At 65.4% G+C, this 23,267-nt stretch carries 23 protein-coding genes and 1 tRNA gene; 7 read left to right on the forward strand and 17 right to left on the reverse strand.

Annotation, left to right across the window (positions count from 1 at the left end; genetic code table 11):
• Window positions 1-156: 156 nt before the first annotated feature.
• Window positions 157-315 (reverse strand): hypothetical protein, encoded by a 159-nt coding sequence (locus ASE82_RS19925; protein WP_235524415.1) that lies wholly within the window; start codon window positions 313-315, stop codon window positions 157-159.
• On the opposite strand from ASE82_RS19925, the gene ASE82_RS01855 reads away from it, so the two are divergent.
• Entirely contained in the window at window positions 296-1,291 is a 996-nt protein-coding gene (locus tag ASE82_RS01855) for a LacI family DNA-binding transcriptional regulator (RefSeq protein ID WP_235524423.1), read from the forward strand. The genes ASE82_RS19925 and ASE82_RS01855 overlap by 20 nt on opposite strands.
• Window positions 1,292-1,372: 81 nt before the next feature.
• Window positions 1,373-3,151 (forward strand): IlvD/Edd family dehydratase, encoded by a 1,779-nt coding sequence (locus tag ASE82_RS01860; RefSeq protein WP_056058144.1) that lies wholly within the window; start codon window positions 1,373-1,375, stop codon window positions 3,149-3,151.
• A 610-nt stretch (window positions 3,152-3,761) separates the two neighbouring features.
• Here the strand turns inward: ASE82_RS01860 and ASE82_RS01865 are convergent.
• The 5 genes from ASE82_RS01865 to ASE82_RS01885 form a co-directional block, all read right to left on the reverse strand.
• Window positions 3,762-5,177, reverse strand: coding sequence for a sugar porter family MFS transporter (locus ASE82_RS01865; RefSeq protein ID WP_056058146.1), 1,416 nt, complete (start codon window positions 5,175-5,177; stop codon window positions 3,762-3,764).
• Window positions 5,178-5,249: 72 nt separating this feature from the next.
• Window positions 5,250-6,140, reverse strand: coding sequence for an SMP-30/gluconolactonase/LRE family protein (locus ASE82_RS01870; protein ID WP_056059530.1), 891 nt, complete (start codon window positions 6,138-6,140; stop codon window positions 5,250-5,252).
• 1 nt (window position 6,141) lies between these two features.
• Window positions 6,142-6,909: an SDR family NAD(P)-dependent oxidoreductase gene (locus tag ASE82_RS01875; RefSeq protein ID WP_056059533.1), complete on the reverse strand. Its 768-nt coding sequence runs from the start codon at window positions 6,907-6,909 to the stop codon at window positions 6,142-6,144.
• 22 nt (window positions 6,910-6,931) lie between these two features.
• Window positions 6,932-8,101, reverse strand: coding sequence for a fumarylacetoacetate hydrolase family protein (locus ASE82_RS01880; RefSeq protein ID WP_435368535.1), 1,170 nt, complete (start codon window positions 8,099-8,101; stop codon window positions 6,932-6,934).
• 292 nt (window positions 8,102-8,393) lie between these two features.
• Window positions 8,394-8,470, reverse strand: a tRNA-Arg gene (locus ASE82_RS01885).
• A 61-nt stretch (window positions 8,471-8,531) separates the two neighbouring features.
• Between ASE82_RS01885 and ASE82_RS01890 the strand changes: the two genes are divergently transcribed.
• Window positions 8,532-9,287 (forward strand): queuosine precursor transporter, encoded by a 756-nt coding sequence (locus ASE82_RS01890; RefSeq protein ID WP_056058151.1) that lies wholly within the window; start codon window positions 8,532-8,534, stop codon window positions 9,285-9,287.
• A gap of 146 nt (window positions 9,288-9,433) precedes the next feature.
• Here ASE82_RS01890 and purQ read toward each other — a convergent pair whose 3' ends face one another.
• The 6 genes from purQ to ASE82_RS01920 all read right to left on the reverse strand — a co-directional run bounded on the left by purQ (window position 9,434) and on the right by ASE82_RS01920 (window position 14,295).
• Window positions 9,434-10,102 carry a phosphoribosylformylglycinamidine synthase subunit PurQ gene (gene purQ / locus ASE82_RS01895; protein ID WP_056058154.1) on the reverse strand — a complete coding sequence of 223 codons (669 nt, stop codon included), beginning with the start codon at window positions 10,100-10,102 and terminating at the stop codon, window positions 9,434-9,436.
• Window positions 10,099-10,329, reverse strand: a complete 231-nt coding sequence (purS, locus tag ASE82_RS01900) for a phosphoribosylformylglycinamidine synthase subunit PurS (RefSeq protein WP_031439802.1) — start codon at window positions 10,327-10,329, stop codon at window positions 10,099-10,101. The genes purQ and purS overlap by 4 nt, the downstream gene beginning before the upstream one ends.
• Entirely contained in the window at window positions 10,330-11,109 is a 780-nt protein-coding gene (gene purC / locus ASE82_RS01905; protein ID WP_056050712.1) for a phosphoribosylaminoimidazolesuccinocarboxamide synthase, read from the reverse strand.
• Window positions 11,110-11,227: 118 nt separating this feature from the next.
• The gene (locus ASE82_RS01910) at window positions 11,228-12,103 is read right to left on the reverse strand and encodes a DUF4349 domain-containing protein (protein WP_056058157.1); all 876 of its coding nucleotides are present in this window, start codon (window positions 12,101-12,103) and stop codon (window positions 11,228-11,230) included.
• Window positions 12,104-12,163: 60 nt separating this feature from the next.
• Window positions 12,164-13,378 (reverse strand): kynureninase, encoded by a 1,215-nt coding sequence (kynU, locus tag ASE82_RS01915; protein ID WP_056058160.1) that lies wholly within the window; start codon window positions 13,376-13,378, stop codon window positions 12,164-12,166.
• A complete protein-coding gene (locus tag ASE82_RS01920) occupies window positions 13,375-14,295 on the reverse strand; it encodes an alpha/beta hydrolase family protein (RefSeq protein ID WP_082440989.1) in 921 nt (306 codons plus the stop codon). The genes kynU and ASE82_RS01920 overlap by 4 nt, the downstream gene beginning before the upstream one ends.
• Before the next feature lie 123 nt (window positions 14,296-14,418).
• Here ASE82_RS01920 and parC point away from each other — a divergent pair, with 123 nt between their 5' ends.
• Entirely contained in the window at window positions 14,419-16,668 is a 2,250-nt protein-coding gene (gene parC / locus ASE82_RS01925) for a DNA topoisomerase IV subunit A (protein ID WP_056058163.1), read from the forward strand.
• A 65-nt stretch (window positions 16,669-16,733) separates the two neighbouring features.
• Window positions 16,734-18,407 (forward strand): putative bifunctional diguanylate cyclase/phosphodiesterase, encoded by a 1,674-nt coding sequence (locus ASE82_RS01930; RefSeq protein WP_056058166.1) that lies wholly within the window; start codon window positions 16,734-16,736, stop codon window positions 18,405-18,407.
• Window positions 18,408-18,433: 26 nt separating this feature from the next.
• Here the strand turns inward: ASE82_RS01930 and ASE82_RS01935 are convergent, their stop codons facing one another.
• From ASE82_RS01935 to ASE82_RS01950, 4 genes are read right to left on the reverse strand one after another with little or no spacing between them, the layout of a single operon-like run.
• Window positions 18,434-19,612, reverse strand: a complete 1,179-nt coding sequence (locus ASE82_RS01935) for a CCA tRNA nucleotidyltransferase (RefSeq protein WP_056058169.1) — start codon at window positions 19,610-19,612, stop codon at window positions 18,434-18,436.
• Entirely contained in the window at window positions 19,603-20,199 is a 597-nt protein-coding gene (locus ASE82_RS01940; RefSeq protein WP_056058173.1) for a CoA pyrophosphatase, read from the reverse strand. The genes ASE82_RS01935 and ASE82_RS01940 overlap by 10 nt, the downstream gene beginning before the upstream one ends.
• Window positions 20,196-20,774, reverse strand: coding sequence for a DUF1285 domain-containing protein (locus ASE82_RS01945; protein WP_056058175.1), 579 nt, complete (start codon window positions 20,772-20,774; stop codon window positions 20,196-20,198). The genes ASE82_RS01940 and ASE82_RS01945 overlap by 4 nt, the downstream gene beginning before the upstream one ends.
• Window positions 20,775-20,817: 43 nt before the next feature.
• A complete protein-coding gene (locus ASE82_RS01950; RefSeq protein WP_335337793.1) occupies window positions 20,818-21,474 on the reverse strand; it encodes a GNAT family N-acetyltransferase in 657 nt (218 codons plus the stop codon).
• A 29-nt stretch (window positions 21,475-21,503) separates the two neighbouring features.
• Here ASE82_RS01950 and ASE82_RS01955 point away from each other — a divergent pair, with 29 nt between their 5' ends.
• Together ASE82_RS01955 and ASE82_RS01960 are read left to right on the forward strand one after the other, a co-directional pair.
• Window positions 21,504-21,875 (forward strand): dihydroneopterin aldolase, encoded by a 372-nt coding sequence (locus ASE82_RS01955; protein ID WP_056058178.1) that lies wholly within the window; start codon window positions 21,504-21,506, stop codon window positions 21,873-21,875.
• Window positions 21,876-21,879: 4 nt separating this feature from the next.
• Window positions 21,880-22,155 carry a Rossmann fold domain-containing protein gene (locus ASE82_RS01960; protein ID WP_056058180.1) on the forward strand — a complete coding sequence of 92 codons (276 nt, stop codon included), beginning with the start codon at window positions 21,880-21,882 and terminating at the stop codon, window positions 22,153-22,155.
• Between the two features lie 22 nt (window positions 22,156-22,177).
• On the opposite strand, the gene ASE82_RS01965 is transcribed toward ASE82_RS01960, so the two are convergent.
• Window positions 22,178-23,074: a hypothetical protein gene (locus ASE82_RS01965; protein ID WP_056058183.1), complete on the reverse strand. Its 897-nt coding sequence runs from the start codon at window positions 23,072-23,074 to the stop codon at window positions 22,178-22,180.
• Between the last annotated feature and the right edge of the window lie 193 nt (window positions 23,075-23,267).

Genomic DNA, 23,267 nt, shown 5'->3' on the forward strand with positions numbered 1-23,267 from the left:
AGATCGTATCGCACGCGCTCCCCCTGTCCGTCCCATATCTGCTTGCTGCCCGGTAAGGCAAAACCCGATTGTCCGACTAATCTTGGGAGCGATAACACGCAAGAGCGAACGGCCGCGGCGCGATGTTCTCTGAGTATACGACCACGGTAACTCAGATTACATGCTGATAATATTGCAATCACCTGCTAAAAAGCGCGGCATGAGCCTCGCCACGCGCAAGCCGCGCAACACTTCGGGCCGCAGAAGCGGCGCACCCACCATTTCCGACGTCGCGGTTCTCGCAGGCGTTTCGCCGATGACCGTTTCGCGCGTCATCAATGGGGAAGCGAAGGTCCGAGAGGCGACGCGCGAGGCGGTCAACGTCGCGATCGATACGCTGCGATACGCCCCCAACCGCGCCGCACGCAGCCTGGCCGGCGGCGGGCAGATGCGGATCGGCCTTCTCTACAGCAATCCGAGCGCGGCATATCTGAGCGAGTTCCTGGTCGGCAGCCTCGAACAAGCAAGCCGCAGCGACGTGCAATTGATCGTCGAGAAATGCGACATCGGCGACCATGAGATCGAGGTCGCGCGGCACATGATCGAGAGCGGCATCGACGGCGTCATCTTGCCGCCGCCGCTGTGCGATTCGCGCGCGGTGCTCGACGTGCTGACGGAGGCCGGCGTGCCGACCGTGGTCGTCGCGACCGGGTCCCCACCGGAAGGGTCGGCCGCGGTCACGATCGACGATTTCGAGGCGGCCCGCGCGATGACCGAACACCTTGTTAAGCTGGGTCATTCGCGGATCGGGTTCATCATCGGAAACCCGAACCAGACCGCCAGTCGGCTTCGTCACGAGGGGTATCTCGCGGCGATCGCCGATGCCGGTCTGGCGCCGGATGAGTCGCTGGTGGTGGGCGGCCTGTTTACCTATCGCTCCGGGCTCGACGGTGCCGAGCAATTGCTCGACGCGAAGGATGCGCCCACCGCGATCTTCGCCAGCAACGACGACATGGCTGCGGCGACCGTCGCGGTCGCGCATCGCCGCGGTCTGGACGTGCCGGGCGACCTGACGGTGTGTGGGTTCGACGACAGCGCACTCGCGACGACGATCTGGCCCGAACTGACGACCATCCACCAGCCGATCGCCGATATGTCGCGCGCGGCGGTCGAACTGCTCGTCTCGGCGATTTTCAATCGTCGCAGCGGCGGCAAGGATGCGAACGGCCACGTCGTGCTCGATTACACGCTGGTGCGCCGTCAATCGGACGCCGCACCGCGCCGCCGACCACCGTCGCGCGTTCACCTATAGTGTTTGCAGACGCTTGACCGACCGACGACCGTCGCGGTAGCGCTCCCATGAGATAACAGACCGCGTTCAGGAGAGTTTGCAGTGGACCGTGTACCGGTGAAGCCGTTCCGATCGCGCGACTGGTTCGCCGATCCCGCCCGCTCGGACATGACCGCGCTCTATCTCGAACGCTTCATGAATTACGGGCTGACCCCGGCGGAGTTGCGCTCGGGAAGGCCGATCATCGGCATCGCGCAGTCGGGCAGCGACCTTTCGCCGTGCAACCGCATCCATCTGGAACTCGCCAAGCGAACGCGCGACGGCATCCGCGACGCCGGTGGCATCGCGATGGAGTTTCCAGTCCATCCGATCTTCGAGAATTGCCGGCGGCCGACCGCGGCGCTCGATCGTAACCTGGCGTATCTGGGCCTGGTCGAGACGCTTTACGGCTATCCAATCGACGCGGTCGTGCTGACCACCGGCTGCGACAAGACCACGCCGTCGGGGATCATGGCGGCGTCGACGGTCGATATTCCGGCGATCGTGCTGTCGGGCGGTCCGATGCTCGATGGCTGGCATGACGGCGAACTGGTCGGGTCGGGAACGGTGATCTGGCGTAGTCGGCGCAAGCTGGCGGCGGGCGAGATCGACGAGGAGGAGTTCCTCAACCGCGCTACCGACAGCGCGCCCTCGGCCGGGCATTGCAACACGATGGGCACGGCGTCGACGATGAACGCGGTCGCCGAAGTTCTGGGGCTGTCGTTGACGGGCTGCGCGGCGATTCCGGCGCCGTACCGCGAGCGCGGGCAGATGGCGTACGAGACCGGGCGGCGGATCGTCGACATGGCGTATGAGGACCTCCGCCCGTCGAAGATTCTCACGCGCGACAGCTTCCTGAACGCGATCCGCGTGGTCAGCGCGATCGGTGGGTCGAGCAACGCGCAGCCGCACATCATGGCAATGGCGCAGCATGCCGGCGTGACGCTGTACCCGGAGGACTGGTCGGATCATGGCTACGACCTGCCGTTGCTGGTCAACATGCAGCCGGCGGGCAAGTATCTCGGCGAGCGCTTTCACCGCGCGGGCGGCGTGCCCGCGGTGCTGCACGAGCTGATCGCCGGCGGGAAGCTCGACACGTCGTGCCTGACGGTCACCGGGCGGTCGATCGGCGAGAACATCGCCGGGCGCGAGACGCGCGATCGCGAGATGATCAAGCCGTTCGATGCGCCGATGATGGAGCGTGCAGGCTTTCTGGTGCTCAAGGGCAACCTGTTCGATTTCGGGATCATGAAGACGTCGGTGATCTCGCCGGCGTTTCGCGAGCGGTATCTCTCGACGCCGGGGGCCGAAGATCGCTTCGAGGCGCGGGCGATCGTGTTCGAGGGGTCGGACGATTATCACCACCGGATCAACGATCCTGCGCTCGACATCGACGAGGGCTGTATCCTGGTGATCCGTGGGGCGGGGCCGATCGGGTGGCCGGGTTCGGCGGAAGTCGTGAACATGCAGCCGCCCGACGCGCTGATCCAGCGCGGCGTGCTGGCGCTGCCGACGCTCGGCGACGGGCGCCAGTCGGGGACGTCGGACAGTCCGTCGATCCTGAACGTGTCACCTGAGAGCGCTGTCGGCGGCGGGTTATCGTGGATTCGGACGGGCGATGTGGTCCGGATCGATCTGGTCGCTGGGACCTGCGATGCGCTGGTAGAGCCCGACGAGATCGCGCGACGCAAGGGCGAGGGGCTGCCCCCGGTACCCGAGAGCAATACGCCTTGGGAGGAACTGTACCGCGAAAAGACCGGGCAGCTCGCCGAGGGTGGCGTACTCGACTTCGCGGTGAAGTATCGCGGGATTTCGGCGAAGACGCCTCGGCACAATCACTGAGAGTGCGGGGGGCGGGGCCTGTGCCTCGCCCTTCGTCCTATGACTGATCGGTGTCTCGCGCAGGCGGGTCCCTACGACCGCCTAGCGCTGCGCTATCAGGGGGAACCGGTATGGCTTCCCGCCTCCGGGGGAATGACGGAAGAGATGGCGAGGATGCTGGCAACGTTGCGGCGGACCTTCGCCACTCGTCCCGTCCAGGCCATCTAAACTCGATAGTCCCGCAGAGCCGATCCCTGCCCCCGTTATCCAAGCGGAAGCTCGAATCTTTATGTGACGGGCGTCATCCGCGCTGTGAAATACTCTGGCTTTCGCTGGAGTCACGGAACGCGGCTGGGGAAGGAGAAGGGCTGGGGGCGTCTGACGTTCAGGTCTTCGAGCGGCTTTATCTCGCACCTCCCCGGCGGAGGCCGGGGCCCAGTTGGGGGACGTTGCTAACGGAGGAAGGTCCGCCGTTACTTCCGCCTTGCCAACTGGGCCCCGGCCTCCGCCGGGGTAGTGCTATTGGAGGGAGGTCGTTGGCTGTCTGACTTAATACAGGCCAAGTCCAACTTCGGCATGAGCTATCGGACCTACCCGGACCGCGACCCAAGCCGCGGTCCGGTGGTCGGCTTCACCCCACCATATCTTCCAACTCGCGACCACGCGTTTCCGAAACCATCTTCCAGACGAAGAAGAACGAGACGAACGCGGACAGTGCATAGAAGCCGTAGGTGAGCGACAGGCCGAGCGAGATCGCCATCGTCGGGAAGCTCACCGAGATCGCGAAGTTGGCGAACCACTGCGCGAAGCCCGCGACCGCGAGACCCGAGCCGCGGATCTGCGTCGGGAACATCTCGCCGAGCATCACCCACATGATCGGGCCCCAGCTCAGGTTGAAGAACACGACATACGCATTGGCCGCGATCAGCGCGATCAGGCCGTTGCGATCCGACAGGTGCAGCGAACCCTCGACGATCGCGCCGCTGGCGAAGCAGATCGCGACGATCGCCAGCGCGACGGTCATGCCCGCAGAACCGATCAGCAGGAGCGGCTTGCGGCCGACCTTGTCGACCAAAGCAACCGTGAGCAGGCAGGCGATGATCGACAGCGAGCCCGACAGGATGTTGATGAGCAGCGCATCGCTCTCGCTGAAGCCGACCGACTGCCACAGCACCGAGCCGTAGTAGAACACGATGTTGATGCCGACGAACTGCTGGAAGATCGCGAGGCCGATGCCGGTCCAGACGATCGGGCGGATCTTGCCGCTCGCCTTGTCGATCAGGTCGGACAGCTTGGGGCGGTGCGCGTCGACCGACAGCGAGCCGCGGATCTCGGCGACCTTGCGGGTCGCCTCGGCGGCACCGAACAGGCGCGTGAGGACGACCTGCGCCTCGTCATAGCGGCCCTTGAGCACCAGGAAGCGCGGACTTTCGGGGATCAGGAACAGCGTCGCGAGATAGATCGCGGCAGGGATAACCTGCATCCAGAACATCCAGCGCCATGCCGGATAATCGAGCCAGAACAACGCGGTCGAGGATCCGGCGATGCGCGCGAGATACCAGTTGGCGACGAATGCGCCGGTCAGCCCGGTGATGATCATGATCTGCTGCACGCTCGAAAGCCGGCCGCGGACGTTCGCGGGGACGACTTCGGAGATGTAGACCGGTGCGAGCACGCTGGCGGCACCGATGCCGAGACCGCCGACGATGCGCGCGAGCACGAACATCGTCGCTGAGGTTGCCGCACCCGCTGCGAGCGCGCTGACGATGAACAGCACCGCGGCGATCATCATGACGTTGCGACGGCCGAGATTGTCGGCAAGCCGCCCGGCCATGAATGCGCCGACGGACGAGCCGATCAGGATCGCGCCGACGGTGAAGCCGGTGCCGAGCGACGACAGCGCGAACGTGCTCTCGAGCCCCGCCTGCGTGCCGTTGATGACGCCCGAGTCATAGCCGAACATGAACCCGCCGATGGTCGCGACGATGACGATCATCGCAATCAGTGCTCGGTTCACTTGGGGCGCGGATTCTGCCGCTAAAGTCATTGGTTTTCCTCTCCGTGACGGCGCTCTAACGGCGACGCTTATCGTGAATGGGGTGTCGTAACATTGGTTGCACTAAAGTGTGACGGGTTCGACCGGGACGCCGGGAATGGCGACGCGGAAGGTGAACAGGTTTCCGGCCAGCGGCTGGGCTGCGAGCGCTTCGTCGTCGAGGCCTTTCGCGGCGGTCGTCGCATAGGCGGTGCGACCGTCGGGGCCGCCGAGCGCGATCTTGGTGATGTTCGCGACGGGAAAGCGGACAATGTCGGTGCAGGTGCCGTCCGGCGCGAACCGGCGTGCCGCCCAACCGCCGAAAAACCCGACCCAGACGCCACCTTCGGAATCGCAGATCGCACCATCGGGGTGACCATCGTCGGGGCCGATCGTCAGGAAAAGGCGTGGCTCGCCGACATTACCGTCCGCGTCGATCGGGTAGGCGTCGATCCGCTTGCCGAGCGTGTCGACCGCATACAGCGTGCGGCCGTCGGGCGAGATTGCGGGGCCGTTGGTGATCGCGACGGGCGGGATCTCCGTCTTGGTCAGTTCACCGTCATGCCAGTGATAGACGTGGCCGGTGTGCTCGGATTCCGCATTGTCCATCGTCCCGAACCATACGCGCCCGGTGGGATCGCGCGCGGCATCGTTGAGACGATTGCCGGGAGTCTCGGCGTGAACGACCGCAATCTCGTCGAATGCGCCGGTCGTTGGATCGAACCGGTGGAGAGCGCCACGGACGCCAGCGAGAAACCCGCCATCGTCCGCCGGAATGATCCAGCCGATCTGGTCTGGCGCCTTCCAGGTGTCGAGCGCTCCCGTCGCCGGATCGAACCGGTGGACGCACGGCGACTTGATGTCGACGAACCAGAGCGCGGCGTCGCGCGCGATCCAGATCGGGCCCTCGCCGAGCGTCGCACCGACGTCGCAGATGCTTTCCGCGGTCGTTTCGACGGGAACCTCGTGGCTCATCTCAGCGCCACCCGGCATCGACGAAATAGTCGTGGCCGGTGCACATCCGCGCATCGTCCGACGCGAGGAACAGCACCAGCGCCGCGACGTCCGCCGGCTGCACGCGGGTCTTGAGGCACTGCGCGCCGATGATCTCGGCCTCACCCTCGGGCGTGTACCATTTCAGCTGGCGTGGCGTCTCGACGTTGCCGGGGACGATCGTGTTGACGCGGATGCCGTCGCCGCCGAGATCGCGCGCCATCGCGCGGGTCATGCCCTCGATGCCGGCCTTGGCAGTCTGGTAGATCAGCAGTTCGGGCAACGCGAGATGCCACGAGATCGACCCGAAATTGAGGATCACGCCGCCGCCTGCGCGCTTCATCGACGGCACCACGGCCTGCCCCGCGAAGAACAGGTGGCGCAAATTGGTCGCCATCCGCTCGTCCCAATAGGCGGGCGTGATCTCTTCGATCGTGTGGCGATCGTCGTTCGCGGCATTGTTGATCAGCACGTCGATGCCGCCCAGCCGGTCCTCGATCGTCGCGACGGTCGTCTTCAGCGCATCGACGTCGCGCAGGTCGAGCGGCAGGAATATCGGCGCGGTCGCGACGTCGGGCGTCAGCGTCTCGATCAGCGCTTCCGCGGCGTCCTTGGCCATGTCGACGAACGCCACATGTGCACCCTGGCGCGCGAACGCCTCGACCAGACCGGCGCCGATCCCCGACGCGCCGCCGGTGATCAGGACGCGCTTGCCCTTCAGGCTTGGATAGATCGCCGTCTGGTCGGCCATTTCGGTCTTCTGCAACACGCGCTTACGCCCCTTGATTCTTGGTATGGCCGAGCAGCCCCCGGCTCGCGAGATTGCGCATCAGGTCGCCGATCCCGTAATTCCACGGCGCCGCATCCTTCGACGTGGTCACCGGATTGACCAGCGCGCCGAGCTTCGGGTTCGAGATGGTGACGACATCGCCGACCGCATGCGTGAAGCCGCGGCCCGGCTCGTCGCGGTCCTGCGTCGGCGCGAACAGCGTGCCGAGGAACAGCACGAAGCCGTCCGGATACTGATGCTCGCTCATCGCCTGGCGAACGAGCTCCTCCGGATCCCGGCTGATCTGGTCCATCGAGCTGCTGCCGTCGAGGCGGTAGCCGTCCGCGCCCTCGATCGTCAGCGCGATCTGCGCGGCGCGGACGTCGTCCATGCCGAAATTCTCGTCGAACAGCCGGATGAACGGCCCGATCGAGCAGGACGCGTTGTTGTCCTTGGCCTTGCCGAGCAGGAGCGCCGAGCGCCCCTCGAAATCGCGCAGGTTGACGTCATTGCCGAGCGCCGCGCCGACCGTCTTGCCGGTGCGGTCGACGACCAGCACGACTTCCGGTTCGGGGTTGTTCCAGGTGGAGTCGGAGCGGATGCCGATCTCGCCACCCCAGCCGATCGTCGACAACGTCGGTCCCTTGGTGAAGATCTCCGCATCCGGGCCGATCGCGACCTCGAGATATTGCGACCACATGCCGTCCTCGATCAGCGCGGCCTTCAGTGCAGCGGCTTCGGGCGAACCCGGTACGACCGAGCGGATGCTGCCGCCGACGCGCTCTTCGAGACGGGCACGGACCGCGGTCGCTGCTGACGCGTCACCGCGCGCGCGTTCCTCGATCACGCGTTCGAGCGCGGAGACGGCGAAGGTGACGCCCGATGCCTTGACGACATGGAGATCGATCGGGCTGAGCAGACGGGTCTTGCCCTCAGCCGCTGGCGTCAGGTTCAAGTCGTCGAGAGCGCCGAGATCTGCGCCGGCATCCGTATCGAAATCCCCACCCGCGATCAGATCGGCGACTGTCGGCGCGACGGCGGACATGTCATACACGCGGCCATCGCGAACGATCACGGGCGTCGGACCGTCGCCAAGGTCGATACGACCAAGTAACGCCGCCTTTTCCCAGTCGACGGGCAAAGCCCCCGTCGACGTGAATGCGATCTCCACGATGTCATCCCCTCCGTTTTGTTAGCGGTACCGTATGCTGCGCAGCGTCAGCGTCAAGTCCCCAATGCCGATGTCGCGTCGGTGCCCCGTCATCGACGTCACGACGGTTCAAGTAAATGCGACCGATTAATCATACAATTAAAAAGTGGGACGACGGTGTTCGGCAGCAGATAACTGCGTACGAAAAACCTCACAGTCGCTCTCGCAACCTGGTATCGATATCATAGCGACAAGCTTGCCATTTTGCGCCAGGTCCCGTGGTGGCCCCAAAGCACGGCAAGGGCGGCTTGCGAGTTGGCGCGCCCGGAGGGGTTCGAACCCCCGACCGAGGAGGTAGAAGCTCCTTGCTCTATCCAGCTGAGCTACGGGCGCGCGCTGCGGCGACGACTAGCGCGGATTGTGCGGGCTTGGAACCTCGATCATAACGCCGGGCATGGAAATTGGAACGGATCAGGCGCCCGGGCTCGAACCGATCGACGCGAACGCAGTCGGTGGGGTGCAGTTTCGCTATTTCGACTTCGTGATGGCGGCGTTCGTCACGATCCTGCTGCTGTCGAACGTGATTGGCGCAGGCAAGCGCGCGGTGATCGATCTGCCGTTCATCGGCACGTGGCCGTTCGGCGCAGGCATCCTCTTCTTTCCGGTCAGCTATGTGATCGGCGACGTCCTGACCGAGGTGTACGGCTATGCGTATGCGCGGCGGTGCATATGGGCAGGGTTCGGCGCGATGCTGTTCATGGTGTTCATGTCGGCGGTCGTCGTGGCGTTGCCGCCTGATGCCGGGTGGACGGGCCAGGCCGCGTATGAGTCCGTGTTCGGCCAAGTGCCGCGGATCGTGTTCGCGTCGATCTGCGCGTTCTGGGTGGGGGAGTTCGCCAACAGCTTCGTGCTCGCGCGGATGAAGATCTGGACGCAGGGCCGCATGTTGTGGACGCGGACGATCGGCAGCACGGTGGTGGGGCAGGCTTTCGACAGCCTGATCTTCTATCCGCTCGCGTTTTACGGCGCGCCGGACTGGCCGGTGGAGGCGATGCTGATGGTGATGGTCAGCCAGTTTTTGCTGAAGGTGTCTTGGGAGGTGTTGCTGACGCCGCTGACGTACGTGGCGGTCGGGTGGCTGAAGCGGCGCGAGGGGGTCGATGTTTATGATCGGGGGACGGACTTTTCGCCGTTCCGGACGCGGGTTTGAAGGTGTTGCAACCCTAACGCTTCCGTGACCGTCCCCCTTCCCATCCCCCCGTTCGTGCTGAGCGAAGTCGAAGCATGTGAGACTCAGGCCCTTCGACTTCGCTCAGGGCGAACGGAGGGGGGGGGCGAAGGGGATGGTGACGGAGCTTAGACGCCGACGGCTTCCAACAAGCCCTCGAACAGGCGGCGACCATCCGTGCCACCGTGGGCCGCTTCGATCCGGCGCTCCGGGTGGGGCATCATGCCTAGCACGTTGCCCTTGTCGTTCAGCAAACCGGCGATGTTGCGGGCCGAGCCGTTGACGTTTTCGGCATAGCGGAACGCGACGCGGCCTTCGCCTTCGAGGCGGTCGAGCGTCTCGGTGTCGGCGAAGTAATTGCCGTCATGGTGCGCGACCGGGAATGAGACCTGCTCGCCGGCGGTGTAGCCCGAGGTGAAGGTCGAGCTTGCCGTTTCAACCGTGAGCGCAACGTCGCGACAAACGAAGTTCAGTCCCTCGTTGCGCATCAGCGCGCCGGGCAGGAGCCCCGCTTCGGTCAGCACCTGGAAGCCGTTGCAGACGCCGAGGACCGGCAGGCCCTTGCCCGCCTGCTCGACGACCGCGCGCATGATCGGCGACCGTGCGGCGATCGCGCCGGAGCGCAGGTAATCGCCGTAGGAGAAGCCACCGGGCACCGCGACCAGGCCGACATCGCGCGGCAGGTCCGCGTTGCCGTGCCAGACCATGAGCGGCTTGACGCCGGTCACCGTCTCCAGCGCGACGGCGATGTCGCGGTCGCAGTTGGAGCCGGGAAAGACGATGACCGCGGTCTTCATGCTTTCTCGACCCGGTAATTCTCGATCACCGTGTTGGCGAGCAGCTTACGGCACATGCCGTCGATCGTCGCGTCGTCGGTGTCGTCGGCGACTTCCAGTTCGATCAGCTTGCCCTGGCGGACGTCCTGCACGCCGTCGAAGCCTAGGCTTCCGAGTGCGTGGTGGATCGCCCGGCCCTGCGGATCGAGAACGCCCGGCTTCAATGTCACGAAAACCTTGAGTTTCATTTACTTGCCCCGGTTCTTGCGATGCTTTTCGAGGTCGAGGACGGCGTTGTCGGCACCCTCGGGCAGCAGGCCAAGACGGCGTGCAACCTCTTGATAAGCCTCGACTTCACCACCGAGATCGCGACGGAAGCGATCCTTGTCCATCTTCTCGTTGGTTTCCATGTCCCACAAACGGCAGCCATCGGGGCTGATCTCGTCGGCGAGGATGATGCGGCCGAAATCGTTGTCGAAGATGCGGCCGAATTCGAGCTTGAAGTCGACCAGGCGGATGCCGACGCCGGCGAACAGCCCGCACAGGAAATCGTTCACGCGGATCGCGAGGTCGGCGATGTCGTGCATCTCCTCCTGGCTCGCCCAGCCGAACGCGGCGATGTGTTCGTCGGAGATCATCGGATCGCCGAGCGCATCGTCCTTGTAGTAATATTCGATGATCGTACGGGGCAGCTTGGTGCCCTCCTCGATCCCGAGGCGCGTCGAGATCGAGCCCGCGGCGACATTGCGCACGACGACTTCGATCGGGACGATCTCGACCTGGCGGATCAGCTGCTCGCGCATGTTGAGGCGACGGATGAAGTGCGTCGGCACGCCGATATGATCGAGCAGCGTGAAGATGTGCTCCGAGATCCGGTTGTTGAGCACGCCCTTGCCGTTGATCGTGCCCTTTTTCTGGGCATTGAACGCGGTCGCGTCGTCCTTGAAATACTGGATCAGCGTGCCCGGCTCGGGACCCTCGTAGAGGATCTTGGCCTTGCCTTCGTAGATCTGGCGGCGGCGAGCCATGCGCGGTCCCCTGGAAATCGAGCGATGAAAATCGAGCGGCCCCAGCCTACGCGCTATGTACCGCGAAGCCGAGGCCGGAATAGGCCGCGCCTATAGGCGAAGGGTGCGGGGGGTGCAATCAGGCGTGATCGTTCTCTGCGCGACGGTGGACGCGACCGCGGATCGTACGCCATCCGAAGTAGCCGAGCCCCGCGAGCAAGGCCCAAGGCGCAAGGAAGATCAGTGTGCTGAGTATGGCTGCAATGCCGATCGAGAAAGTGCTCCATGAGCCGGCAATGGAATCTCCTAATCCGGACCTCGGACTACCGGGATCGGCCGCGACCGCATCGTAGCTGATCTCGATCGTCGACATGGCGACGCGTCCGCGAAGTTCGCCGAGCCAGCCCTTGGCCTGATCGATCTCTTCCTGTGCGGCGGCGACGCTGCGTTCGGCCTCGACGAGTTCCGAGACCTTGCCGGTTCGCGTCCTGAGTATCTCCGTCAGGCGTTCGACCAAGAGCGTTCGCTGGCGCAGACGCGCTTCGGTATCGACGATATCCTTCGACACGTCCTCGGCCGCGATCGAACTCGATACCGCGCGACCGCCGGCCTTAGCGACGGTGTCCTGCAATTGTTGGCCGAAGCGGCGGGCAATACTGCTTTGGACGCGCAGTTTTAGCGTGCCGGTCGAAGCCGTACCGTCGCTTTTGCCGCTGTCCAGCGCAAGTACTTGGCATCGGGCGGGACCGAGCCTATCGCACAACGCGACGTGCGTCTGTTCGGCTCGGCCAATCGCGTCGCCGGCAAGCCGGAACGCGTATTTATAGGAATACGCCATTTGCGGGATCGCGACCGCGATCGGTTGCGGCGCGTTCGCCGCGCTCGGTGATTTTGCGGGTTCCTGCGCCGACGGCTCAACGTCGTAGGTGTTCAGCTTCTGTGCCGGCGCTCCGTTTGGTGCCTTGCTACAGGCCATGAGCGACAGGATTACCGCACCAATAACCACGTATCGCATGCCCGCTCTCCCGTTCGTCGGACATACTATCAATGCGATCAGTATTGCGGTCAATCGAGATCAGGTGACGGCAAGTCGTGTCGAGAAGCGTGGGTCCCTCCAACTTCCACTGGTAATGATTTTACATAGTATTTCGCCCGCCCGCCACACATCTTCATGGCTGAGGTACAATGGCGTCAGGCCCAAGCGGAGGATATCGGGGTCGCGGAAGTCGCCGATTACGCCCTGCGCGATGAGGGCCTGGGTAAGCTCGTAGGCGTGCGGGTGGCGGAAGCTGATGTGGCTGCCGCGTTTGGCGGGGTCTCGGGGGCTGACGCAGTCGAGGCCGAGCGCGTCGCCGGCTGCGGCAAGAATATCGAACAATTGGGCGCTCTTGGTGGCAACCAGTTGCTGGTCGATGTCGGCCCAGAGGTCGAGTGCGGTTTCGAGTGCAGCGGTCGAGAGCATGGCGGGGGTACCGGCTAGCCAGCGCTTCATGCCGGGGGCGGGGCGGTAGGCATCCTCGAACGCGAACGGCGCGGCGTGGCCCATCCAGCCGGAGAGCGGGCTGGCGAGCGCGTCCTGCCAGCGATTGGCGACGTAGAGGAACGCGGGCGCGCCGGGGCCGCCGTTGAGGTATTTGTACGTGCAGCCAACGGCGAGGTCGGCGTTCGTGCCGTTCAGGTCGATCGGGACCGCGCCGACGCTGTGGCTCAGGTCCCAGAGCATGAGCGCGCCGGCATCGTGCGCGCGAGCGGTCCAGGCGGCCATGTCGAAGCGGTCGCTGGTCTTGTAGTGCACGTGCGTGAGCAGCAGCACCGCGGTGTCGTCGTCGAGTGCGGCGGCAAGGTCCTCGCGGGCGACGACCTTCAACCGCGCGCCGGGGACGCAGGTGACGGCGCCTTCCGCGATGTGGAGATCGGTGGGGAAGTTGCCGGCCTCGCTGATGACGGTGTGGCGGTCGGGGTTGCTGCGAAGACCTGCGACCAAGGCCTTAAAGAGGTGTGTCGAGGTCGTGTCGCCAATGATAACTTCGTCCTCGCCTGCGCCGATCAGGGGAGCAATCTTCGCACCGATCCGTTGGGGAGCCTCGATCCAACCTTCGTTCCAGCTTCGGATTAGGCGGTCGCCCCATTGACGCGTCGCGACGTCGGCGAGCGCTGCGGGCGTGGCCTTGGGCAGGGCGCCGAGCGAATTACCGTCGAGGTAGATCACGCCCTCCGGCAGCGCGAACTTATCGCGGTACGCAGCGAGCGGGTCGGTCGCGTCGAGCGCGCGGGCGTCTTCGAGGGTCACTGGCTCTTTCCGAAATCGGACAGGATCAGGCGTTTGGCCTCGGCCCAGGCAGGCGTTTCCGGCGCGATCAGTTCGACATGGCCGGTCGCGGGGATGGTGTGGAGCGTCGCGGTGTCGCCGGCAGCTTCGGCCTTGGCGATATAGTCGGTGGCCATGACGAAGGGGATGATTCGGTCTTCACGGCCGTTGACGAGATCCTGCTTCACGCCGAGTGGCAGGAGGCGCGGGACAGACGTGTCTGCGTAGACGTCCGGATGCTGCGGCGTGGGCGCGCCGACCAGTTTCGCGACGACTTCGGTGCCGCAGCCATTGTCGGCGTTGCTCGCGGTGGCTTCGAGATCGGGCAGGCCGCCGAGGCTGACGACGTGGCGGATGCGGAGTGGGTGAGCGGTGTGGAGGGGGCTCGTCGTCGGAAGCTTCGCGCGGGCGGCGAGCCAGAGCGCGAGGTGGCCGCCAGCCGAGTGGCCGATCGCGAGCACGTGGCGCGTGTCCAGGTTGAACGTCTTGGCGCTGACCTTGAGTTGGTCCGCAGCCTTCGCAGCATCCGCGAACGTACCGGGATAGCCGCCGCCGCTCCGGTCGACGCCTCGATAGTCTATGTTCCAGACCGCGACGCCAGCGTTGCGGAGGTCGTCGGCGATCCAGTTCATCAGGCTGCGATCGGCGATGCTCGTCGTCCAGCAGCCGCCATGGACCATCACGACCACCGGGAAGGGCCCCTTGGCCTTGCCCTTGGGGAGCCAAACGTCGACCTTCTGCATCGGGTCGGTACCATAGTCGACGGTCGCGTCAGGCATCGGTTTCGGCCGCTTGGTCAGGTCGTGCCATGTCAACAGCTTAGCCGGCGGCGAAGCAGGTGTTTGCGCCACGACGGGCGTGGACATTGCGGCAAGCGCGAGAAAGGCAAGGCGGATCATAAGGTTGGTGTAGCGGGCTCGATCGACCACGTCATGCGGGCATATCGTCGTGATCGAACGTGCAGGCCGCTTCGTACGTTCATGCTTTGATCGTTTCGTTCGCGGCTGCTATCGCTGCGCGCAATGGCCACCGATTTCAAAGATCCGTTCGACTCCATCGTCGACGCCCCCTTCGACAGCGCGCTGTCCGAGCGGTATCTCGTCTATGCCTTGTCGACGATCACCGCGCGGTCCTTGCCCGACGTGCGTGACGGAATGAAGCCAGTGCATCGGCGGCTGCTGTGGGCGATGCGGCTGCTCAAGCTCGATCCCGCGCAAGGGTACAAGAAGTGCGCGCGCGTCGTCGGCGACGTCATCGGTAAATATCATCCGCACGGCGACCAGTCGGTCTACGACGCGATGGTCCGCTTGGCGCAGTCTTTCGCGATGCGCTATCCGCTGGTCGACGGGCAGGGCAATTTCGGCAACATCGATGGCGATAACGCGGCCGCCTACCGTTATACCGAAGCGCGGCTGACGCAGGTCGCGATCGACCTGATGGACGGGCTCGATGAGGACGCGGTCGCGTATCGTCCGACATACAATGGCGAGGACCACGAGCCCGAGCTTTTCCCCGGGCTGTTCCCAAATTTGCTAGCAAATGGCGCAAGCGGGATCGCGGTCGGCATGGCGACCAGCATACCGCCGCACAACGCAGCCGAACTGCTGGAGGCGGCGATCGTCCTGATCGACACGCCCGACGCGGACGACGCGGCGATCCTGGAGCATGTGAAGGGCCCGGACTTCCCGACCGGCGGACTCGTGGTTGATCCGCCTGCCGTGATCCGCGAATCCTATGCGACCGGGCGCGGCGGGTTCCGCGTCCGCGCGCGCTGGGAGACCGAGCGGGAGAAGGGCGGCGGCTGGCAACTGATCGTCACGGAGATCCCGTACGGCGTTCAGAAGGGCAAGCTGATCGAGCAGATCGCCGACCTCATCAACGCCAAGCGCCTGCCGATCCTCGCCGACGTGCGCGACGAATCGGATACCGAGATCCGCATCGTGCTCGAACCGCGCAGCCGCACGGTCGATCCGCAGATCCTGATGGACGGGCTGTTCCGGCTGACCGATCTCGAGACGCGGATCAGCCTCAACCTGAACGTGCTCGACAAGGATCGCACGCCGCGCGTGATGAGCTTGCGCGAGGCGCTGGCGGCGTGGGTCGATCACCAGTTCGTCGTGCTGCGCCGGCGTACCGAGCACCGTCTGGCGAAGATCGCCGACCGGGTCGAGCTGCTCGACGGCTATCTGATCGCGTACCTCAATCTCGACCGCGTGATCGAGATCATCCGCACCGAGGAAGAGCCGAAAAAGATGATGATCGCCGAGTTCGCGCTGACCGATCGCCAGGCCGAGGCGATCCTCAACATGCGGCTCCGCAGCTTGCGGCGGCTGGAAGAGTTCGAGATCAAGACCGAGCGCGACAAGCTCGACAAGGAGCAGGCGACGCTCGCCGCGTTGCTGGCGGATCCGAAGAAGCAGCGCGCGCGGATGAAGCGTGACATGGCGAAGATCCGTGACCGCTACGGCCTGGAGACCCCGCTCGGCAAACGACGCACGACGATCGAGGAGCACGCGCCGACCCGCGACATCCCGCTCGAGGCGATGATCGAGCGCGAGCCGATCACCGTGATCCTGTCGCAGCGCGGCTGGATCCGGGCGATGAAGGGGCACAACGATCTGGCGAGCCCGGAAGCGCTGAAGTTCAAGGAGGGCGACGGCCCCGCCTATGCGTTCCACGCGCAGACCACCGACAAGCTATTGCTCGCGGCGGAGAACGGGCGGTTCTACACGTTGGCGGCGGACAAGCTGCCAGGCGGGCGCGGGTTCGGCGAGCCGGTGCGCGCGATGATCGACCTCGACGGCAGCATCGGGATCGTCGCGTTGCTGCCCGCGAGCAAGCATCCCAAGCTCTTGGTAGTGGCAACTGACGGGCGCGGCTTCTCGGTCAGTTCGGCGGAAGTCGTCGCCGAGACGCGCAAGGGAAAAACGGTGATGACCCCGCGGCCGGGTGCGCAGTTGAAGATCGTCCGTCCTATTGGCCCCAATGACGATTACGTCGCGGCGATCGGCGACAATCGGAAGATGCTGGTGTTCCCGCTCGCCGAACTGGTGGAAATGACGCGCGGGCAGGGGCTCCAGTTGCAGCGTTACCGCGACGGTGGGCTGGCGGATGCGATCACGTTCACGTTCGCCGAGGGCCTCAGCTGGGCGATGGGCGGCGGCACCGGCCGCACTCGGACCGAATCGGACCTCGGGCCGTGGCGCGCTGCCCGCGGTGCCGCCGGGCGGATGCCGCCGACGGGCTTTCCGCGCGATAATCGATTCGGATAATGGATGAGAAAGGCCCCATTCAGGGTCCTTCAGAGCCTCTTAACGAACCCGCGGTACCGGGGGGGATGCCATCGCCCGCCCTCGAAGAGACTGTAAAGCCGATCGTGACGAGCGATATGATCGCACGCGGGCTTGAACTCGTGGCGATCCCGGCGGTTCACGTCGTGCTGAACGCGGGTCGGATCGAGCTGTTCGCGATGAATCGCGCCTATCGGCTAGCCGGGTTCGGTGTCGTTGCGGAGCGGTCGCGGATGATTGCCGAGCTTGGCGACCAGATCCGCGCATTCCTTGGCTCCCAGCAGATCAGGTCCGACTTCGATTGGGTCCTGGGCGACGAGATCGACTGCCGCCATTACCGCGTCACGATCGCACGATCCGATCCCATATTCCGCGAACGGTGTACGATCAGTTTCATCGACCTGACGTCGCAGGTCCAGACCGAGCGTAGCTTGCGTCGCGAGATGACGACCGACAGCCTGACGGGACTGTTGAACCGGGAAGGGTTCGCGGACCTGATCGAGGAGCTCGAAGACCATACGGTCAGGGCCGTGCTTGCGATCGACCTCGATCGGTTCGGCCGGCTGAACTCGTGCCTTGGCTCGTTGGCGGGAGACGAATTGCTGATCACGGTGGCGCGTAGGATCAAGGGCGCGTTGCGCGCGCGCGACACGCTGGCGCGGATCGGAGGAAATCAATTCGGTATCCTGATATCGATCGACCAGGATCGTGAGGAGGCGCAGGCGCTCGCCGAGCGGATCCACCGGACGTTGCAAACGCCGTTCCGGTTGACCGATTACGAGATCAACGTCGAGTGCTCGGTCGGGATCGCCTTTGGTGCCGATGAGTCCGGCGACAATGTCGATCTGGTCCGCCACGCGCAGTTTGCGGTCAAGCGCGCTAAGGTGAGTGGTCGCGCCGAGTTCTACCAGGTCCAGGATTTCGCGATCGCGCGCGCGCAATTCGGCATGGAGACCGCGCTCCGCCGTGCGATCGAGCACCGCGACCTGCGGCTGGCGTATCAGCCGATCTGCGACCTGGCGACCGGCCGGATCGTGTCGTTCGAAGCGCTGGCGCGCTGGACCGACAAGGATGGCCACGAACATTCGCCTACCGAATTCATCGCGGTCGCCGAGGAATCGGGGTTGATCGTGCCGCTGGGGCGGTGGGCGATCGAGGAAGCGGCGCAGACGCTGGCGCGCTGGGACGCGACGAACGGCGGACCGTGTGGGGTGAGGCTCGCCGTCAACCTGTCGGCGATCCAGTTGCAGCGTGATGCGATCGCCCCGGTGCTGCAGGCGGCGCTGGACTCGACGGGGCTGTCGGGAGATCGGTTCACGCTCGAACTGACCGAGAGCGCGATCGTCTCGGATCCCGACCGGATCGCCGGGACGATGCACGCGCTGAAAGCGCTCGGGACGAACCTGGCGATGGACGATTTCGGTACCGGGTATTCGAACCTCGCCTATCTCCAGAAGCTGCCGATCGACATCCTCAAGATCGACCGAAGCTTCGTGACGGGCATGCTGGCGGACCGCGACAAGGTGTCAATCGTCCGCGCTATCCTCAGTCTGGCGCAGGCACTGGGGATGCGGACGACGGCCGAGGGGGTCGAGACGCATGAACTGTCCCAGACGCTCGCGGCGCTGGGGTGCACGTACGGGCAGGGCTATTTCTACGCGCGACCGCTGGAGCCGGATGCGGCGTATGCGATGATCAACTCTATAACTGCTATGAACTGACTGGCGCCCACGCCGGCTCAATCGGGTTAGGCGGAAACCTCCGCCACCAGTCCGTCGGCAATGACCGCCACGCGCTCGGCGCCCGGAAACCCTTCCGAAATCCACTGCGTCTCGACCCGGCGCAGCGTCGCAGCCACGTCCGGCCCCTTGCGGAGTCCACGTTCGACTAGAGCCCCGCCGGAGAACGGGAACGCAGGCGGTGTCCAGTCCGTGATTGCGGACACGTCTTCGCCAGCGATGAGCAGACGGTCGACCGCGCCGGCCACACCGACACGATAGGCCAAGGCGAGCGGGCCTTCCTCACCCGGCCCCGCAGTGGCTGCCATGAGGCGCTTGCGGTCGACGTTCGACAGCTTCAGCCTCGCTCCAACGGCCTCCGCGGCGGCAGGCGCGATCGCCACAGCGAGGCGGCGGATCGGATTCGGTGCTATGCCAGCGCCCGTCTCTCGCTCGGCTAGCACGCCGAGACGCGCCGCTCCCCCGGCGTCTATCTCGGGCAATACCGCCCGGAAGATGCCGCGTTCAACCATCAGCGCGACTACGGGCACGGCGTTGGCGGCGACCAGCAGCTTCAGGACTTCGCTCGCCACGCGTTCGCGGGACAGCGCCATCAGGTCGTTCGCGCGCGCGGTGCAGGCATCGAGACCGGCTTGGTCGATCGAGGTGCCGAACCGCGCGTGGAAGCGGAAGAAGCGGAGGATGCGGAGGTGATCCTCGGCGATCCGCTGCAACGGGTCGCCGATGAAGCGGACGCGCCGCGCCGCAAGATCGTCGAGGCCGCCGAAATAATCGAAGATCTCGCCGGTCGCGGGATCGGCGTAGAGCGCGTTCATCGTGAAGTCGCGCCGTGCCGCATCCTCGCGCCAGTCGTCGGTATAGGCGATGATCGCGTGGCGGCCGTCGGTCGAGACGTCGCGGCGCAATGTCGTGACTTCGACCGGACCCGCGGGGGTGACTGCCGTGATCGTACCGTGCGCCAGGCCAGTCGGGACCGCCTTGATCCGCGCATCCTGAAGTCGCTCGATCACCTCCTGCGGGGGCAGGCGGGTGGCGATGTCGACATCGGCGACGTCGATCCCGAGCAGCGTATCGCGCACCGCGCCACCGACGAAGCGCGACTCGCCCTCCGCCGCGCCGAGAACCTTAGTCAGTGCGTCCAGGCCATCACGGTCGCGCCACGCCGCAGCCGGGAGTATCAAGACCACCTCAGGCGGCGGGCGAGGTTGACGATCATCGCCGCAGTCGCACCCCAGATGCGGCGCTCGTTCCACATGATCTCGTAATAATGCCGGTCGTGGCCCTGCCATTCGAGCGTCGCCTCGACATGGTTCGCTTCGTCTAGCAGGAACGCGAGCGGGACTTCGAACACGCTGGCGACTTCTGCCTCGCTCGGGGTGAAGATCAGGTCGGGCGGAATGGCGCCGATCACCGGCGTCACCTGGAACCCGGTGACGGTGCGATAACTGTCGGCTTCGCCGATCACCCGGACCTTGTTGCGAGGAAGTGCGATCTCCTCCTCGGCCTCGCGCAGCGCGGCGGTGACGACGTCCTCGCCGGGATCGATCCGACCGCCGGGAAACGCGATCTGGCCGGGGTGGCGGCTCATCGTGTCGGTGCGCTGCGTCAGGATCACGCCGGGATCGGCGCGGTCGGTCACCGCGATCAGCACCGCGGCGGGCAGCAACGTGTCGGCGGCGGTAAGGTCGCCGTCATGCTGGTCGCCGGTAAGCAGGATCATGTGCGACCCGGCGCCCTTTGCCAGCGCCGCGGCCATCCGTTCCGTCAGGCTCATGCAGCGTGCTCCAGCGGGAAGAATGCGCCGTCGCTCCACAGGCCGGCGGGCGTTGCGTCGTCTGCGATCGCGCGCTCGGCGAGTTCGTAATAGACCGAGCGGACGACCAGCGCCTCCATCCCGCCGCGGACGGCGAGATACGGGCGCGGACCGCCATCTCCGTCGGTCGTGTCCTCGACGAAGCGCAGCGGATGCTCCGGACCCGCCGTAACGAGGTCGCCGGTATTGAGCCGGAAGGCGAGCTTCGCATCGCGACCGCTACCCTCGGCCTTCATCTCCACCGCGATGAACGGCGCGTCTTCGACCTCGATATCGAGCTTTTCGACCGGGGTGACGAGGACATGGCTGCCGTCGGGTTCGCGGCGCAGGATCGTCGAGAACAGCCGAACCATCGCCGGGCGGCCGATCGGCGAGCCCTGGTGATACCAGGTGCCGTCGCGCGCGATCCGCATCTCGCTGTCGCCGCAGTGCGTCGGGTTCCATTTCTCGACCGGCGGGAGCTTGGCCTCTTCGACGAGCTTCGCGATTTCGGCGAGACTGAGCGAGGCGATATCGGGGATGGCATCCATGGGCATGGCGGCGGACTAGGCGGGCAGGAGGCGGAGGTAAAGCGGTGGCTTATGCGGATGCGGCGACCGGCATGGTCTCCGCAACGCGCGGGCCTAGCATGCCGGTGCTGTCCGGTACGGCATCGCCGCGCGCGAGCAGGCGGTGGCGCTCGACCGGGCCGGGGGCGGCCCAGCGTGCAGTGCGGTCGGCGGAGAAGCCGAAGAAGCGGCCGTAATAGTCGGGATCGCCGATCAGCATGAGCGCATCGTCGAGCCCCGTGAAGGCAGCCGCATCGAGCGCCTGCGTCATCAGGCGACGACCGATGCCATCGCCTTGATGGTCGGGTACCACGGCGACTGGGCCGACCATGATCAGCTGAAACAGTCTGTCGTCGTCGACCAGCGCAATCGGCCAGCACTGGATCGAGCCAACCAGCACGCCATCCTCGACCGCGGCGAAGCTGAGCGCGGCGACCGGCTTCGTGCCACCGCGGATCGTGTACGCGGTCCGCGTGAACCGATCCGGGCCGAAAGCGGCATCGAGCAGCATCTCGACCGCTGTCGGGTTGATGCTGGCCAGGGGAACGAGAGTGATCAACGGCATCTCCGGCCCGGACTGCGCCGCGTACACGCGGGAAGGGCAGCGCGCTTTAGCCTTGGCGACGCTGAACGCAAGGATAACCGGACCGTCGCTCGGCCGACCCGGCGCGAACGGTGTGACTTTCATCTCGCGGTGCGTCTGCTAGAGGCGCGCAGATGGAAGACAGTCTCCAACTCGAAGTCCACGATCTCGAAGTGCAGGTCCTGACCGGCATCTATTCGGAGGAGACGCACCTGCCGCAGCCGTTGCGGATTTCTCTGACCGTGGACATGGTCTGCCCGAGACACTTCGCGCCGGATACGCCGTTGTCGGCATCCAAGAACTATCTCGACCTGAAGAACGCCGCGACGACCGCGCTGCCGCCCGGCGTGCATTTCACGCTGATCGAGGGCGTTGCGGATCATATCTGCGAGACGTTGTTCTTGCAGGATGCCCGCGTCCTGCGGGTGATGGTCAAGATCGTGAAGCTCGCGATCGCCGAAGCCGACGAGGCAATCGGCGTGACCCTCGTCCGACATCGCCGCTGATCGCATGCTGCTGACGCTGGAGCCGGGCGGGGACATTGCGGCGCTCGTCCGTGGCGCAGTCGGCGAATCGCGGATCGTGTTGATCCCCGCGAACCTCGATCCGCTGACGATGGCGCAGGCGAGGGCGGCGATCGGCCCTCTCGCGATCGAACTGGCGCCAGCGGTTCGCGTGAATGGGGTGGCACCGGCCGAGGCGGCTCGACACGCCGATGTAGACGCCGCGGTCGCGTTTCTCGAGCAGGCGCGCTCCACTACCGGACAATTACTGGTCGTCGGTTAGCCTGCGCGCTTCCGAGGGTGGTTCAGCTTTTCCGAGTCCGTCCGCACGGCCCCAGCGCGGCCACGACGAACGCGTAATCCTCCCGCGCGATCGTCGCATCGGCGGCCTCCAACGATCCCGTGCTGCGGTCCGGCAAGGCCTCCGGCAAGGCGCAGCTCAGCCGGTACCACAGCAGCGTCTCCGGGGCGGGGGGCGCCGCCGATTCATCGACGATTTCGCTCAGCGCAACCGCCCAGCGTGGCTGTTCGCCGGGACGACGCAGCACCGACAGCGAAACCGGGCGTTGGTCAGCGGTCGTCAGGAAGATCTGGGTCTCGCCTTCACCGGGCAGCGCGCCCGGCACGTGAAACGCGTTGCCGATGCCGGTGATGACCGGCGGCGCATCGCTCGCCAGTGCATCGCGGGCGATCTTCCGTGCGCGTGCATCTGCGGTCGGCGTCCAATCCAGCTGCGCGTCGGGCGCGACCAGTTGGACCTGATTCACTGCGCCGGGCACTGGTCTGGCGAAGATCAGCACGCGCGCCTTCTTGAATTTCGGCACCCGGCCGGCTGCGTCGGGCATTACGTCGAGCAGATACCCGATTCGCGGCGGCAGCCCGTCGGCGCCGCGGATCAGCGCGGTGACGTCGACCTCGACATATAGTCTGACATGACCCGCCGCGAGATTTGGTGCCTCGGCCGGCTTGATCTTCGTCGTCGATCGGACAGTCGCGTCGGCGATCACGGGGGCGGAAAGCACCAGGTCGGCGATGTCGGAATATCCAATGCCGCCAGCCGCTTCGCGCTGCACCGCACCCTGCGACGCATCCGTGTTATCGGCGAAAACCCTGGGCGCGGCCGGGGTTTCCTGAGCACTGACAGAAGTTGCCGCGATGATGACGGAGAGGGCCGAAGCCGTAACGTGAAAGAGAAGATTCATGTCTTCAGGCTACGCTACGCAACCTGAACGATACAGAAATAATTCTGCCATCCTGTGGTTGTACGTTTGTTGCGTCCGACAAAGCGTTTGCGTGTCGCAGAACGTGGCGATAGGACTTGCTCACTGTCCCGTGGTTATTCCGGCCAACGGCAGACGCATGTGCCGCGTACCCATTGCGGGCACGTGCGTACGG

The sequence above is a fragment of the Sphingomonas sp. Leaf230 genome (assembly GCF_001421745.1).
GTDB lineage: Bacteria > Pseudomonadota > Alphaproteobacteria > Sphingomonadales > Sphingomonadaceae > Sphingomonas.

Excerpts from the sequence above, each read along its gene's own strand:
- ASE82_RS01855 (WP_235524423.1), top strand. The coding sequence starts at position 296 with ATGACCGTTTCGCGCGTCATCAATGGGGAAGCGAAGGTCCGAGAGGCG.
- ASE82_RS19925 (WP_235524415.1), bottom strand. The coding sequence starts at position 315 with ATGACGCGCGAAACGGTCATCGGCGAAACGCCTGCGAGAACCGCGACG.
- ASE82_RS01865 (WP_056058146.1), bottom strand. The coding sequence starts at position 5,177 with ATGACTTTAGCGGCAGAATCCGCGCCCCAAGTGAACCGAGCACTGATT.
- ASE82_RS01870 (WP_056059530.1), bottom strand. The coding sequence starts at position 6,140 with ATGAGCCACGAGGTTCCCGTCGAAACGACCGCGGAAAGCATCTGCGAC.
- ASE82_RS01875 (WP_056059533.1), bottom strand. The coding sequence starts at position 6,909 with ATGGCCGACCAGACGGCGATCTATCCAAGCCTGAAGGGCAAGCGCGTC.
- ASE82_RS01890 (WP_056058151.1), top strand. The coding sequence starts at position 8,532 with ATGGAAATTGGAACGGATCAGGCGCCCGGGCTCGAACCGATCGACGCG.
- purQ (WP_056058154.1), bottom strand. The coding sequence starts at position 10,102 with ATGAAGACCGCGGTCATCGTCTTTCCCGGCTCCAACTGCGACCGCGAC.
- purS (WP_031439802.1), bottom strand. The coding sequence starts at position 10,329 with ATGAAACTCAAGGTTTTCGTGACATTGAAGCCGGGCGTTCTCGATCCG.
- purC (WP_056050712.1), bottom strand. The coding sequence starts at position 11,109 with ATGGCTCGCCGCCGCCAGATCTACGAAGGCAAGGCCAAGATCCTCTAC.
- ASE82_RS01910 (WP_056058157.1), bottom strand. The coding sequence starts at position 12,103 with ATGCGATACGTGGTTATTGGTGCGGTAATCCTGTCGCTCATGGCCTGT.
- ASE82_RS01920 (WP_082440989.1), bottom strand. The coding sequence starts at position 14,295 with ATGATCCGCCTTGCCTTTCTCGCGCTTGCCGCAATGTCCACGCCCGTC.
- parC (WP_056058163.1), top strand. The coding sequence starts at position 14,419 with ATGGCCACCGATTTCAAAGATCCGTTCGACTCCATCGTCGACGCCCCC.
- ASE82_RS01930 (WP_056058166.1), top strand. The coding sequence starts at position 16,734 with ATGCCATCGCCCGCCCTCGAAGAGACTGTAAAGCCGATCGTGACGAGC.
- ASE82_RS01940 (WP_056058173.1), bottom strand. The coding sequence starts at position 20,199 with ATGAGCCTGACGGAACGGATGGCCGCGGCGCTGGCAAAGGGCGCCGGG.
- ASE82_RS01945 (WP_056058175.1), bottom strand. The coding sequence starts at position 20,774 with ATGCCCATGGATGCCATCCCCGATATCGCCTCGCTCAGTCTCGCCGAA.
- ASE82_RS01950 (WP_335337793.1), bottom strand. The coding sequence starts at position 21,474 with ATGAAAGTCACACCGTTCGCGCCGGGTCGGCCGAGCGACGGTCCGGTT.
- ASE82_RS01955 (WP_056058178.1), top strand. The coding sequence starts at position 21,504 with ATGGAAGACAGTCTCCAACTCGAAGTCCACGATCTCGAAGTGCAGGTC.
- ASE82_RS01960 (WP_056058180.1), top strand. The coding sequence starts at position 21,880 with ATGCTGCTGACGCTGGAGCCGGGCGGGGACATTGCGGCGCTCGTCCGT.
- ASE82_RS01965 (WP_056058183.1), bottom strand. The coding sequence starts at position 23,074 with ATGAATCTTCTCTTTCACGTTACGGCTTCGGCCCTCTCCGTCATCATC.